Below are 13,185 nucleotides of genomic sequence, written 5' to 3' on the forward strand. Positions count from 1 at the left end.
CCCATGCCCCACCCCACCCCGGCCCCGCACCTCTCCACGACCCCGGCCCCGGACCCGGCCCCGCACACCTCCACGACCCCGGCCCCGGACCCGGTCCCGGCCCAGCGCGCCACCCCGGCATCAGCCACGGCTCCGGCGCCGGCCCCGCCGCCGGCCTCCTCCGCCGGCGTCCCGGGCCCCCCGCTCCCCCGCAATCCCTACCGGCGGCTCTTCGCCGTGCCCGGGGCGCGTGCGTTCACGGCCGGGAACCTGATCGCGCGGCTGCCGGCGGGGATGTTCGGGGTCAGCGAGGTGATCATGATCTCGGCGGCGTACGACTCGTACGCGCTGGCGGGTTCGATCACGGCGACCGGACTGGTGGCAAGCGCCGTGACGGCCCCGTGGGTGGCCCGGCTGGTCGACCGGCACGGGCAGGCCCGGGTGGCCGTCCCGGCCGCGGCCGTGGCCGCCCTGGGCCATCTGGTGCTGCTGCTCTGCGTGCGCGGGCACGCGCCCGCGTGGACGCTGTTCTGCGCGATCGCGCTCGCCGCCGCCACGCCGAACACGGGCGGCATGTCCCGGGCCCGGTGGGCGCACCTGCTGCGCGGCGACCCGGCCGCCCTGCACACGGCGAACGCCTTCGAGCAGGCCGTCGACGAGCTGTGCTTCATGCTCGGCCCGGTGCTGGCGGCGGTGCTCTGCTCGGCGCTCTTCCCGGAGGCGGGCGCGCTGGCGGCCACCCTCCTCTTCCTGACGGGCGTCCTGCTCTTCGCCGCCCAGCGGTCGACCGAGCCGCCGGTCGCCCCGCGCACCGCGGCGGGCTCGCCGCTGCGCGCGCCCGGCATGGCGCCCCTGCTCGCGGTCTTCCTGGCCACGGGCGCGATCTTCGGCTCGATGGAGGTGACCACCCTGGCGTACGTGGACGGCCCCCTGGCGGGCCCCGTCCTGGCCCTCCAGGCGGCGGGCTCCTGCGCGGCCGGCCTCCTCTACGGCCGGGCCCGCCGCACGGCGGGCCTGCGGACCTGCCTGGCGGCGATGACGCTCCTCATGGCGGCCCCGCTGCTGGTGTCCGGGACGGGGTCGCTCCTCGCGCTGGCCGCCGGGCTCCTGGTGGCGGGCATGGCGACGGCCCCCACGATGGTGACGGGCATGGCGCTGGTCCAGCGGCTGACCCCGCCCTCCCAGCTGAACGAGGGCATGACCCTGGCCGTGACCGCCCTGCTGGGCGGCATCGCCACCGGCTCCGCCGCCGCGGGATGGACCGCCGACCACGCCCCGGCCCCCGCGCTCGGCTTCGTCCTCCCGGTGACGGCGGCGGCCCTGGCCCTGGCCCTGTGCGCGGCGGCCGGCGTCGACCGCCGCGCCCGCGGGTGAGGACGCCGGCTCAGCTCTGGCGCAGCGGCGGCATCGGCACCTGCACGCCGTGGGCGGTGGCCCCGGCTCCGACGCCGCCCTCGCAGCCGTCGGGCTCCTGCGTGCCGAGGCCCCGGGTGGACGGCTTCTCGGCGGCCCAGAACATGTAGCCGAGCAGGCCCGGGGTGGTGCCGGCCCCGTGGGGGGCCGCGTTGCGCACCCAGTCGCCGGTGGCCTTCTGCAGCGAGTTCGCGAAGTCGGTGCACTCGGGCAGCGGGCTGCGGCCGTAGGCGACGTACAGTCCGGCCGTGAACTTGGCGGGGGCGAGCGGCGGGACGGGCGGGGCGAACTGCGCCTTGCCGTCGATGTGCTCCTGCCAGTTCGCCGTGTGGGTGCTCGCGGAGGAGGGGCGCGCGGTCACCATGGCGTTGGCGTAGTCGAGGACGGGCGCGTCGGTGCGCAGCCAGTCGGCGGTCGCCTTGCGGTTGATGTCGATCAGCCAGCGGTCGCCGGCGGCGGTGTCGATGGTGAGCCGTGCGGCGGGCCGGGTGCCGGTGGCGTCGTAGGGGTGGACGGAGCGGTAGGCGTCGATGAAGGCCTGGAGGCCGGCGAGGTTCGGGCCGGTGTTCTGCTCGTAGTCGATCTCGATGCCGACGCCGAGGTCGGCGGCGACGGCGGCGGCGTTCCGCCCCAGCCGGGCGGGGTCCTCGGCGAGGGCGGCGTCCCACTCGTCGGTGTAGGTGATGCCGCCGATGGAGAGCATGACGCGCACGCCCCGGGAGGTGAAGTACTGGACGACGTCCCGGCTCATCCCGGCGGGGACGCCGTTCACGGTGCCGGCGTCCGTGGTGCGGCGCAGCAGCTTGAGGGGTTCGACGAAGCTGAGCACGACGAGGTTGACGGAGGGGCGTCCGTCGCCCCGGTCGACCAGCCAGTGGTTTTTGGCGTCGAACTCGGCGAGGTCGCGGACGGTGGCCCAGGTGCAGTAGTCGTCCCCGCAGTGCCAGGCGCCGTAGACCTGCACGGGGGCGGCGGCGGCCTGGGCCGGGGCGGTGGCGGGGACGAGCAGGGCGAGGAGCATGAGCAGGACCGCGAGGGGTCGGTGACGCATACGTGCCTCCGGGGGTTGCCGTGTCCTGGGGGGCGGCTCCGGAAGAGTGGCAGGTACAGACCAAGTCGACAAGGGGGCGCGACGCCCCCGCGGACACGACGAAGGCCCGGCGGCCGCTCGTGCGGTCGCCGGGCCTTCGCCCACATGGGATGAGGTGTCCGGGAGGCGCGTGGCCTCCCGGGCTCTCGGTGGAGATGGCGGGAATCGAACCCGCGTCCAACGGTGCGGAACCAGGGCTTCTCCGTGTGCAGTCTGGTACGAGTTTCTCAGCCCTCCGGATCACCCAGACAAGTCCGGAACGGGCTCAGTCACTGTTTGATTTCCCTCTTCACCCCGTGACCGGGATCAAGGTTTAGTCCCCTTCATGATGCCAGGATCCGGGTCGGGAACAGCCCCGGGCTGACACTTCGCAAGTCGCTACTTAGGCAGCGAGGGCGAAGGAATCGCGCTTGGTGTTGGCGATTATTGGTTTCGGCGCGTGGTTTACGAGATCATTGCCGCTTCCTCGACACGCTTCCCCTGCTTCGACATCCGCTGTCGAAACCGATCATCCCCATGTTGTTTTTTCAAAAGGTGCGCCCTCGGTGGGGTGCGTGGCCCATGGTACGTGAACGGCGGGCCCGGTTGCCAGCGGATTAACGCTCCTGGGCGCGCTGCCGCCGCTTCGCCGCCGCGATGGCCCGCGCCGTCTCGCGGGTGTCCTGCTTCTCCCGCAGGGTCTGCCGCTTGTCGTACTCCTTCTTGCCCTTGGCGAGCGCGATCTCGCACTTCACCCGGCCGCCCAGGAAGTACAGCGCCAGGGGCACGATCGTGTGACCGGTCTCCGACGCCTTCTGCTCCAGCTTGTCGATCTCCGCCCGGTGCAGCAGCAGCTTCCGCTTCCGCTTCGCCGAGTGGTTGGTCCAGCTGCCCTGCATGTACTCGGGGACGTGGATGTTGTACAGCCACGCCTCGTGCCCCTCGATCTGGACGAAGCCGTCCACGAGCGAGGCCCGCCCCATCCGGAGCGACTTCACCTCCGTGCCCATGAGCGCCACGCCCGCCTCGTACGTGTCGAGGATGAGGTAGTCGTGGCGCGCCTTCTTGTTCTGCGCGATGAGCTTGCGCTCGGGCCCCTTGTCCTGGGGCTTCTTGGCAGGCTTTCCCTGCACGTTGACGAGTCCCTTAGCCATAGTGCGGTCATTTTCGCACTACGAGCCCCCTCCGAGGCCACTCAATACCGTGCGGGCCCGCTCCTCCGCCCCCTTCGCGGCCGGCAGGTCGGGGGCGATGCCGCGCCCGTCGACCTCGTGCCCGGCGGGGGTGCGGTAGTGGCCCACGGTCAGCTCGGCGACCGAACCGTCCGGGAGGGTGCTCGGCATCTGCACCGCGCCCTTGCCGAAGGTCCTGGAGCCGACGGTCACCGCCCGGCCCCGGTCCTGGAGCGCACCGGTGAGCAGCTCGGCCGCGCTCATGGTGCCGGCGTCGATCAGGGCGACCAGGGGCCGGCCGGTGTCGCCGCCCCGCTCCGCGTACAGGGCCCGCTGCTCGCCCTCGACGTCGTATGTGGCGACGAGGCCGCCGTCCAGGAAGGCGGAGGCGGTGGAGGCCGCCTCGTCGACCAGGCCGCCGGAGTTGCCGCGCAGGTCGAGCAGGACCCCCGCGCCGGCCGGGGCGGTGCGGACCGCCTCCCGGACCCGGGCGCCGACGCCGCGGGTGAAGGCGGCGACCCTGATGACGACGGTCCGCTCGTCGGGGCGGCTGACGGTGACGGGGTCGGTCGCGAGCCGCTCCCGCCGCACGGTCTGGGTCCAGGTCATGCCGGAGCGCCGGACGCGCAGGGCCACGGTGGAGCCGGCCACGCCGTCGCCGCGCAGCAGGGAGACGACCTCGGAGGCGGACCGGCCCTCGGTGGGGCGTCCGCCGACCGCGAGCAGCCGGTCCCCTGTGCGCACCCCGGCCCGCTCGGCGGGCCCGCCGGCCCGGACCCGGGTGACCTCGGCGCCGCCGCCCGGGGACGTACCGGCCACGGAGAGGCCGACGCCGGTGTAGGCGCCGTCGAGGGACTCCTCGAACTCGGCGTACTCCCGGCGGTCGTAGACCGCGCCCCAGCGGTCGCCGCTGCGGCTCACGAACTCCTCGGCGGCCTGCTTGCCCGACTTGCCGTCGGCGACGGCCTCGGCGGCGACGCGGTGGAGGGCCGCCCGGTCGAAGACGGCGCGGTCCCCGGCGCCGGTACGGGGCTCCCGCCCGGCGCCGTCCTCCCGGGGCAGCGCGCCGGTCGCGGCGCCGGTGGCGAGGACCCCGGCGAAGACCAGCGTGAGAACGGCCCCGCGGACGACGCCGCGGGGCCGGAGACAGAGGGGCGCGGGGCCGGCCGGCATGGCGCCCACTCTAGGACAAGGCGACGGCGCTCCCGGGGCTTTGGCCTCAGGACGCCATCCGCCGCCGGAGGTCTCTTCTCACACCTTCAGGTACTTGCGCAGCGCGATGAACGCGGCCACGGACGGCATCAGCAGGCCGATGACGATCACCAGAGGCAGCTGGGCGAGGACCACGTCCCAGCCGATGAAGTTCACCAGCGGCATCTGCTCGGCGAGGTTGAGGCCGTGGTCGACGAGGAAGTACCGGCCGGCCACGAGCAGCACGCAGGCGAAGGCGCCGCCGATGAGGCCGGAGAAGGCGGCCTCCATGATGAACGGCATCTGGATGTAGAAGCTGGAGGCGCCGACCAGCCGCATGATGCCGGTCTCGCGGCGGCGGCTGAAGGCCGAGACGCGGACCGTGTTGATGATCAGCATCAGCGCGATGATCAGCATCAGGAGCATCAGCGCGACGGCCGCGTAGTTCACGCTGCGCATCATGTTGAACAGCGTCTCCAGGATGGAGCGCTGGTCCTGGACGGACTCGACGCCGTCCCGGCCGGCGAAGGCGGTGGCGACCACCTTGTACTTCTCCGGGTCCTTCAGCTTCACCCGGAGCGACTCCTGCATCTGGTCCGGGGTGATGACGGAGGCGATGGCGGTGTCGCCGTACTGCTCCTTGTAGTGCGCGAAGGCCTCCTCGGCCTTCTCGTGGATGACGTTCTCCACGATGTCCATCTTCTTCAGATCGGCCTGGATCTGCTCGCGCTGCTGCTTGGTGACGGCGCCCTTGGCGCACTTGGGCGAGGTCGAGGCGTCCGTCTTGTTGCAGAGGAAGATGGAGACGTTGACCTTGTCGTACCAGTAGTCCTTCATCGTGGAGACCTGCTCGCGCATGAGCAGGGCACCGCCGAAGAGGGCCAGCGACAGGGCCACGGAGACGATGACGGCGAAGGTCATCGTCAGGTTGCGCCGGAGGCCGACGCCGATCTCGGAGAGCACGAACTGAGCGCGCATGGTGTTCTGGTTCCCCCGCCGTCAGTGCTGGTAGCCGTAGACGCCGCGCGCCTGGTCGCGGACGAGGCGGCCCTTCTCCAGCTCGATGACGCGCTTGCGCATCTGGTCGACGATGTTCTGGTCGTGGGTCGCCATGACGACGGTGGTCCCTGTCCTGTTGATGCGGTCGAGCAGCTTCATGATGCCGACGGAGGTCTGCGGGTCGAGGTTGCCGGTGGGCTCGTCGGCGATCAGCAGCATCGGGCGGTTGACGAACGCGCGGGCGATCGCGACGCGCTGCTGCTCACCACCGGACAGCTCGCCCGGCATGCGGTCCTCCTTGCCGCCGAGGCCGACCAGGTCGAGCACCTGGGGCACGGCCTTGCGGATCTCGCCGCGCGGCTTGCCGATGACCTCCTGGGCGAAGGCCACGTTCTGCGCGACCGTCTTGTTCGGCAGCAGGCGGAAGTCCTGGAAGACGGTGCCGAGCTGGCGCCGCATGTGCGGCACCTTCCAGTTGGACACTCGGGCGAGGTCCTTGCCGAGGACGTGCACCTGCCCTTGGCTGGCGCGCTCCTCCCGCAGGATCAGCCGGAGGAAGGTCGACTTTCCGGAGCCGGAGGAACCGACGAGGAAGACGAACTCCCCCTTCTCGATCTCCAGGGAAACGTCCCGGAGCGCGGGGCGGTTCTGCTTCGGATAGGACTTGGAGACGTTGTCGAATCGGATCACGAATGCACCACGGTCGGCCGGGAGTAGGTGTGCGTGACCTTACGCGAACCGGGAAGCCCCGCGCAGTCGCGGTCCGGGCTTGCGTGCTTTATCCTTTTTCGCCCTCGGGGGCGGTCCGGGGCCGTTCGCGGCCGGGGCGCGCCGGAACCCCGCGGAGCTGGCAGAGTGGTAGGGGGAACGTCCGGACGGTACCGGGCGTTGTCCCGGTGTGAGCCCCGTGCGGGAGGAGGAGAGCGTATGACCTACGACCGACTGGTGTGCGCCAGCTGCGCGGCCCCGGTCGCCGAGGGTCGCTGTCCCGTCTGCCGGGCCAGCCGCCAGCGTCTGGAGCCGCAGGGACTGTCCCCCGCGATGGTGCTGACGCTGGTGATCGCCCTGGTGGCGACGCTGGCACTGCTGGCGGCGGTCCGCACGGTCTGAGCCGCACGCGAGCCGGAGCGTGGCATGCCGAAGGGCCGGGGAGGAAGCCTCCCCGGCCCTTCTGCGTACTACTGCGCTCAGGCGGCGGCGCCGCGTCCGCCGGCCACGAGGCGCGGCAGGAAGCGGAAGCCGATGCCACCGGCGATCATGGTGGCGGCGCCGATGATCAGGAACGAGGTCTCGGCCGCACCGGTCTCGGCGAGCTCCTCCTTGGCCTCGCCCTGCTGCACCGGCTGCGAGCCGACCTGCTGGGTGTCGGTGTTGTTGTTCGAGCCGGTCGAACCGGTCGAGCCCGTGGAACCGGTCGAGCCACCGCACTCGACGCCGTCGGCGGTCACGGTGCAGTCGCCCGAACCACCGTCGGCGGAGGAACCGCCGTCGGCCGAGCCACCGGTCGTGGTGGTGGAACCGGCGTCGTTGCCGCCGTTCCCGTTACCACCGTTGCCGTTGCCGCCGTTGCCGTTACCGCCGTTGCCACCGTTGCCGTTGCCGCCGTCGGCCGCGCCACCGTCGGCACCGCCGTCAGCCGCACCACCATCGGCGCCACCATCGGCCGCGCCACCGTCGGCACCGCCATCGGCCGCACCACCATCGGCACCGCCGTCGGCCGCGCCACCGTCAGCACCGCCGTCAGCCGCGCCACCGTCGGCGCCACCATCGGCCGCGCCACCGTCAGCGCCACCATCGGCCGCACCACCATCGGCACCGCCGTCAGCACCGCCGTCGGCCGCACCGCCGTCAGCACCGCCGTCGGCCGCGCCACCGTCGGCACCGCCATCGGCCGTACCACCGTCGGCACCGCCGTCAGCCGCACCACCATCGGCGCCACCATCGGCCGCGCCACCGTCGGCACCGCCATCGGCCGCGCCACCGTCGGCACCGCCGTCAGCCGCGCCACCGTCGGCGCCACCATCGGCCGCGCCACCGTCGGCACCACCGTCAGCCGCGCCACCGTCGGCGCCACCGTCAGCGCCGCCATCGGCACCACCGTCAGCGCCACCGCCCGGGTTGCAGCCCAGCGGGTCCGTCTCGCAGGGGTCGCCGTCGCCCTCCCCGTTCTGAACGCTGACGTTCACGAGGGCATCGTCGTTCCCGCCGACGGCCTGCGCGGCGCCCGCCGCGGTCAGGGACGCACCGGCGATGATCACGGCACCGGCCGCGACTCGCGCCAGGCGGACTCGCGTCTTGTTGGTCATCTGGTTGCTACCCCCAGTAGCTTCATCTCGTCATGGGGCAGCGCCAGGGGCCCCGGGCACGGGAAGCGTCATGGTTACTGGACCTGCCCCCGTTCACACGCGCCCCAGATATGCGCATGCCATCCAGCCACCCTTCCGAGTTTCCGATGCAGCGTCAAGGCCGTTGCGCGTGCGATGCCCGAAAGATCACCAGTTGGACGACATGTGACGATGCAACTGTGACGTAAACCCGGAACTACGGCCCCCGCAACGGCAGTTCCCTTGTCGACAAAGCACCCCGACGGCCCCCCGACCGCTTGCACCGGCGAACGCACCGGGCCCCGCACCGAGGGGTGCGGGGCCCGAAAGGAACGCTGCGGGGCGATTACCTCGCCTGCTCCTGCTGCTTGCGCCAGCGGATGCCGGCCTCCAGGAAGCCGTCGATCTCGCCGTCCAGGACGGACTGCGGGTTGCCGACCTCGAACTCCGTGCGGAGGTCCTTGACCATCTGGTACGGGTGGAGGACGTAGGAGCGCATCTGGTTGCCCCAGGAGCTGCCGCTGTCCTTGAGGGCGTCCATCTTGGCCCGCTCCTCCTGGCGCTGGCGCTCCAGGAGCTTGGCCTGGAGGACGTTCATGGCGCTCGCCTTGTTCTGGATCTGGGAGCGCTCGTTCTGGCAGGAGACCACGATGCCGGTCGGGATGTGCGTGATGCGCACGGCCGAGTCGGTGGTGTTGACGCCCTGGCCGCCGGGGCCGGAGGCGCGGTAGACGTCGACGCGGAGGTCGGACTCCTCGATCTCGACGTGGTCGGAGGACTCGACGACGGGGAGGATCTCGACGCCCGCGAAGGAGGTCTGGCGGCGGCCCTGGTTGTCGAAGGGCGAGATGCGCACCAGGCGGTGGGTGCCCTGCTCGACGGAGAGGGTGCCGTAGGCGTACGGGGCCTTGACGACGAAGGTGGTCGACTTGATGCCGGCCTCCTCCGCGTACGAGGTCTCGTAGATCTCCGTGGAGTAGCCGTGGCGCTCGGCCCAGCGCAGGTACATGCGCTGGAGGCGCTCGGCGAAGTCGGAGGCGTCGACGCCGCCGGCCTCGGCGCGGATGTTGACCAGCGCCTCGCGCTCGTCGTACTCGCCGGAGAGGAGGGTGCGGACCTCCATCTCGTCGAGCGCCTTGCGGACGGAGACCAGCTCCGCCTCGGCCTCGGCGAGGGTGTCCGCGTCGTCCATCTCCTCGGCGAGGTCGAAGAGCACCCCGAGGTCGTCGATGCGACCGCGCAGCGCCTCGGCCTTGCGGACCTCGGCCTGGAGGTGGGAAAGCTTGCTGGTGATCTTCTGCGCCGCCTCCGGGTCGTCCCAGAGGGACGGGGCCGCGGCCTGCTCTTCGAGCACGGCGATGTCTGCCCTCAGCTTGTCGAGGTCCAGGACGGCCTCGATCGACCCCATGGTCGAGGAGAGGGACTTCAGCTCTTCGGATACATCGACGACTGCCACGCGTCCAGCGTAACGGCTCCGGGCCGGGAGCCGAACCTGCGCCCGTCCGGCCCGTGGACGACCGGGTCCCGCGACCGCCCGGCGCCGGGGCCACCGGGTCCCGCGACCGCCCGCTCCGGGGGCGGCCGGGCCCTACGGCTGCGCGGGCGCCGAGGACGGGCGGGAGTCCTGGGGCGCGGTCCCCTCGTCCCCGGCGACCGCCAGGTAGCCGCCGACGCCGAGCGCGCCCGCCGCCAGGGCGGCGGCGATGCCGAGGACGATCCGGCGCTTGCGGACCGCACCGGCCTTGTTCCGGGCCGAGCCGGGGCGCCGGGCGCCGGCCGGGCGCGGGGCCCGGGCGGTGCCGTGCGGGCCGCCGGAGAGTTCGTCCGGGCCGGGCACCCGCATGGAGGTGTGGGTGTCGCGGTGGGAGTCCGCGGAGGCGCCGGGCACCAGCGGCACGGCGGCGCGGCGGCGCGCGGTGTCGGCGGCCGCGCCGTCCGGGACGGCGTGGGCGGGCTCCTCGTACGGCTCCTGGGGCGCGGGCTCGGCGCCCGGCTCGTCCACGTCCAGCGGCGGGATGCCCTTGAGCAGCGGCAGGACGTCCGTGAGGCGGGCGGCCAGCTCGGAGGCGCGCAGCCGGGAGGCGGGGGCCTTGGCGAGGCACTGGACGAGCAGCTGCCACAGCTCCTCGGGGATGCCGGGGAGCGGGACGACCGTCTCGGTGACGTGCCGGCGCAGGACGGCGCCGGGGTGGCCGCCGCCGAAGGGGGTGAAGCCGGCCAGCAGCTCGTACAGGACGGTGGCGAGGGCATAGATGTCGACGGCGGCGCGGGGCGGCAGGCCCTCGACGATCTCGGGGGCGAGGTAGTCGGGGGTGCCGATGATCCGGGTGGCCTTGGTGCGGCCGGGGGTGTCGATGAGCTTGGCGACGCCGAAGTCGGTGAGGAGCGCGGGGTGGGCGCCGCCGGGGCCGAGCGGGCCCTCCATGTCGAGGAGGATGTTCTCCGGCTTCACGTCCCGGTGCACGACGCCGGCCGCGTGGGCGGCGGCCAGGCCCTCGGCGACGTCGCGGATGATCGCGACGGCGGCCTCGGGGGCGAGGCGGCGCTCGCGGTCCAGCCGGGTGCGCAGGTCGGTGCCGCGGACCAGGTCCATCACGAGGGCGAGGTCGTTGCCGTCGACGACGAGGTCGCGGACCTTGACCACGCGGGGGTGGTCGAGCCCGAGCAGGGCCGTCCGCTCCCGCACGAAGCGGCCGACGAGCTCCTGGTCGGAGGCCAGGTCCTCGCGCAGCAGTTTGACGGCGACGGGCCCTTCGGGTCCCTCGCCGAGCCACACCGTTCCGGCGCTGCCCCGTCCGAGGATCTGGTGGGCGGTGTAGCGGCTGCCGATGTTCCGTGCCAAGACTGCTCCCTCAGCGGCTGCGGTTCGCGTCAAAGTTACGCGTCCCCGGCCGCCGGACGTCACTTCCGGAGGGAAATCACCCCTCGGAAGTCGATAAATCGGCGGTACGACCGCGGGAACGCGGGCGCACCGCCCTCGGGGCCGCCCCGGGGGCGGCCGCTGCTACTGGCCGGTACCGCCGGATCCGGTGGCCTCGCCGATGCTGGAGATCCAGTCGGTGACGGTGGAGATGCCGTCGCCGATGGCCTCCCAGTAGCCCTTGCCCTGGGCGATCCAGTCCTGGAGCGGGGTGAGCTCCCAGACCAGCCAGCCGGCCACCACGAAGAGGACGACCATGACCAGGCAGCCCTTGAGGCAGCCGAGTCCGGGGATCCGCACCGGGTTGGCGCTGCGCCGGCGCGGCTCGCGCGGGGCGGGCGGCTGGGGCTGCGGCTGCTGCGGCGGCGCGTACTGCTGCTGCGGGGGCTGCGGGGGCGCGTACTGCTGCGGGGCCGGCTGGTAGGGCTGCGGGGCGGGCCGCTGGGGTGCCGGGCGCTGCTGCTGGTACGGCGGCGGCTGCTGCGGCTGCTGGTAGGGCGGCTGCTGGGGCTGCTGCCGGTACTGCTGCGGCGGCGGGCCCTGCTGGTACGGCGGAGCCTGCGGCGGCTGCTGCGGGCGGCGCGCCGGGCGGCGGCGCAGCGGGTCCTCGTCGGGGTCCAGGTACTGCACCTGGGTCTGCTCGTTGCGGTCCCGGGCCGCGCGCAGCTGGGTCTGCCAGGGGTGCGGGTCCTCCGCCGGCGGGTTCGGCGGCATGGCGGGCATGACGGCGGTCGGGTCCGCCGCGCCGGCCGGGCCGCCCGTCGGGAGCACCGTGGTGGGGTCGGCCGCGCCGGCCGGGCCGCCCGTGGGCAGGACGCTGGTGGCGGCGGCCGGGTCGAAGGCCGCGGCGGCACCGGCCCCGGCGGGCAGCACCTGCGTGGGGTCCGCCGCGCCGGGCGTCCCGGGCACCTGCGCCGGGTCGGGGTCGGGGGCGAGGAGAGCGCCGACGCCCTCGGCGGCCTCGATCTGGGCGGGCGAGGAGTGGACGCCGATGCCGGCCGCGACCGTGCGCAGGCCGCGCGCCAGGTTGACGGCGCTGGGCCGCAGGTCCGGGTTCTTGCTGAGGCAGCGCTCGATGACCGTCCACAGCGGCGCGGGCACCGTGGAGGGGCGGCGGGGCTCCTCGCTGAGGTGCATGTGGAGGACCTCGAGGGCGGAGCCCCCGGCGAACGGCGGACGGCCGGTGACCAGCTCGTACAGGAGGATGCCGGCGCCGTAGATGTCGACGGCGGAGGTCTGCGGGCGGCCCTCGGCGGACTCCGGCGCCACGTACGCGGGCGTGCCGACGAACTCGTGGGTGCGGGTGAGGCCCGGGGAGTCGGCGAGGCGGGCGATGCCGAAGTCGGTCAGCATCGGGTGCATGGCGCCGTCCCGCTCGGCCAGCAGCACGTTGGCCGGCTTGAGGTCGCGGTGGACGACGCCGTCGGCGTGGCTGGCGGCGAGCGCGTCGGCGATCTGCGCGGTGAGCAGGGCGGCGGCGACCGGGGTCAGCGGGCCGCTCTCGCGCAGGTAGCGGTGCAGGTCGGGGCCCTCGACGAGGTCCATGACCAGGGCCAGGACGTCACCCTCGACGACCAGGTCGCGGGTCCGCACGATGTTCGGGTGCGTGAGCCGGAGGAGCACGGACCGCTCGCGCAGGAAGCGCATCACGATGTCCGCGTCGTTGGCCAGCTCCTCCTTGAGGACCTTGATCGCGACGGTCTCGCCGGGCTGGCCGGCCACGGCCGCCTCGGCGCCCGCCGCCTCCCGCTGGCGGGCTCGCCAGACGGTGCCCGTGGCGCCGCGGCCGAGCGGCTCCTCGAGCAGGTACTTGCTGCCGATAGGCCGCACGTCACGCGCTCCCTGCTGATCGTGGTCCCGGGTGGCCGGCGCCGCTCGGCGTGCCGAGCCGGGCCCCGGAGGTCCTGTCGTCTCTGTTGTGACCCGTCCGGGTGTCCGACCCACTCTAGTGCCGCCGAACGGGTCACAGCCCGGTCGTCCACCGGCGGATTTCCGCTGGCGCGTTCGACCCGCCGGACCGCCGGAGAGCCGTCCGTCCCCGGCGGCGGGCACGGCCGGAACCCCACCCGGATTCCGTCCCAACTTGTCCGGAAGAAGACGCTCCTCCGGCCGGGATGG

Annotated in this window: 11 protein-coding genes and 1 other RNA gene; 2 read left to right on the forward strand and 10 right to left on the reverse strand. The window is 73.3% G+C overall.

Annotation, left to right across the window (positions count from 1 at the left end):
- The first annotated feature begins 3 nt into the window (after positions 1 to 3).
- Positions 4 to 1,353: an MFS transporter gene (locus ACFW6A_RS22990; RefSeq protein WP_386642401.1), complete on the forward strand. Its 1,350-nt coding sequence runs from the start codon at positions 4 to 6 to the stop codon at positions 1,351 to 1,353.
- A gap of 10 nt (positions 1,354 to 1,363) precedes the next feature.
- On the opposite strand, the gene ACFW6A_RS22995 is transcribed toward ACFW6A_RS22990, so the two are convergent.
- The 6 genes from ACFW6A_RS22995 to ftsE form a co-directional block, all read right to left on the reverse strand.
- A complete protein-coding gene (locus ACFW6A_RS22995; RefSeq protein ID WP_351855209.1) occupies positions 1,364 to 2,443 on the reverse strand; it encodes a hypothetical protein in 1,080 nt (359 codons plus the stop codon).
- Between the two features lie 186 nt (positions 2,444 to 2,629).
- Positions 2,630 to 2,998, reverse strand: a transfer-messenger RNA (tmRNA) gene (gene ssrA / locus ACFW6A_RS23000).
- A gap of 80 nt (positions 2,999 to 3,078) precedes the next feature.
- Complete coding sequence (gene smpB, locus ACFW6A_RS23005) at positions 3,079 to 3,615, reverse strand: SsrA-binding protein SmpB (RefSeq protein WP_351855211.1); 537 nt, start codon at positions 3,613 to 3,615, stop codon at positions 3,079 to 3,081.
- A gap of 18 nt (positions 3,616 to 3,633) precedes the next feature.
- Positions 3,634 to 4,806 carry a S41 family peptidase gene (locus ACFW6A_RS23010; protein WP_386642404.1) on the reverse strand — a complete coding sequence of 391 codons (1,173 nt, stop codon included), beginning with the start codon at positions 4,804 to 4,806 and terminating at the stop codon, positions 3,634 to 3,636.
- A gap of 78 nt (positions 4,807 to 4,884) precedes the next feature.
- A complete protein-coding gene (ftsX, locus tag ACFW6A_RS23015) occupies positions 4,885 to 5,802 on the reverse strand; it encodes a permease-like cell division protein FtsX (protein WP_351855216.1) in 918 nt (305 codons plus the stop codon).
- A gap of 21 nt (positions 5,803 to 5,823) precedes the next feature.
- Complete coding sequence (gene ftsE, locus ACFW6A_RS23020; RefSeq protein WP_351855218.1) at positions 5,824 to 6,513, reverse strand: cell division ATP-binding protein FtsE; 690 nt, start codon at positions 6,511 to 6,513, stop codon at positions 5,824 to 5,826.
- A 237-nt stretch (positions 6,514 to 6,750) separates the two neighbouring features.
- On the opposite strand from ftsE, the gene ACFW6A_RS23025 reads away from it, so the two are divergent.
- Positions 6,751 to 6,933: a hypothetical protein gene (locus ACFW6A_RS23025; RefSeq protein ID WP_043227494.1), complete on the forward strand. Its 183-nt coding sequence runs from the start codon at positions 6,751 to 6,753 to the stop codon at positions 6,931 to 6,933.
- A gap of 77 nt (positions 6,934 to 7,010) precedes the next feature.
- Here the strand turns inward: ACFW6A_RS23025 and ACFW6A_RS23030 are convergent, their stop codons facing one another.
- From ACFW6A_RS23030 to ACFW6A_RS23045, 4 genes are all read right to left on the reverse strand, one after another.
- Positions 7,011 to 8,129: an LPXTG cell wall anchor domain-containing protein gene (locus ACFW6A_RS23030; protein WP_386642407.1), complete on the reverse strand. Its 1,119-nt coding sequence runs from the start codon at positions 8,127 to 8,129 to the stop codon at positions 7,011 to 7,013.
- Between the two features lie 364 nt (positions 8,130 to 8,493).
- On the reverse strand, positions 8,494 to 9,603 hold the full coding sequence (gene prfB / locus ACFW6A_RS23035; protein WP_351855224.1) for a peptide chain release factor 2: 1,110 nt from the start codon (positions 9,601 to 9,603) through the stop codon (positions 8,494 to 8,496).
- A gap of 132 nt (positions 9,604 to 9,735) precedes the next feature.
- On the reverse strand, positions 9,736 to 10,989 hold the full coding sequence (locus ACFW6A_RS23040; RefSeq protein ID WP_386478234.1) for a serine/threonine-protein kinase: 1,254 nt from the start codon (positions 10,987 to 10,989) through the stop codon (positions 9,736 to 9,738).
- Positions 10,990 to 11,151: 162 nt separating this feature from the next.
- Positions 11,152 to 12,897: a serine/threonine-protein kinase gene (locus ACFW6A_RS23045; protein ID WP_386642410.1), complete on the reverse strand. Its 1,746-nt coding sequence runs from the start codon at positions 12,895 to 12,897 to the stop codon at positions 11,152 to 11,154.
- Between the last annotated feature and the right edge of the window lie 288 nt (positions 12,898 to 13,185).

Source organism: Streptomyces sp. NPDC058758 (assembly GCF_042746075.1).
In the GTDB taxonomy this organism is placed as follows: domain Bacteria; phylum Actinomycetota; class Actinomycetes; order Streptomycetales; family Streptomycetaceae; genus Streptomyces.

Excerpts from the sequence above, each read along its gene's own strand:
- ACFW6A_RS22990 (WP_386642401.1), top strand. The coding sequence starts at position 4 with ATGCCCCACCCCACCCCGGCCCCGCACCTCTCCACGACCCCGGCCCCG.
- ACFW6A_RS22995 (WP_351855209.1), bottom strand. The coding sequence starts at position 2,443 with ATGCGTCACCGACCCCTCGCGGTCCTGCTCATGCTCCTCGCCCTGCTC.
- ftsX (WP_351855216.1), bottom strand. The coding sequence starts at position 5,802 with ATGCGCGCTCAGTTCGTGCTCTCCGAGATCGGCGTCGGCCTCCGGCGC.
- ACFW6A_RS23030 (WP_386642407.1), bottom strand. The coding sequence starts at position 8,129 with ATGACCAACAAGACGCGAGTCCGCCTGGCGCGAGTCGCGGCCGGTGCC.
- ACFW6A_RS23010 (WP_386642404.1), bottom strand. The coding sequence starts at position 4,806 with ATGCCGGCCGGCCCCGCGCCCCTCTGTCTCCGGCCCCGCGGCGTCGTC.
- smpB (WP_351855211.1), bottom strand. The coding sequence starts at position 3,615 with ATGGCTAAGGGACTCGTCAACGTGCAGGGAAAGCCTGCCAAGAAGCCC.
- ACFW6A_RS23025 (WP_043227494.1), top strand. The coding sequence starts at position 6,751 with ATGACCTACGACCGACTGGTGTGCGCCAGCTGCGCGGCCCCGGTCGCC.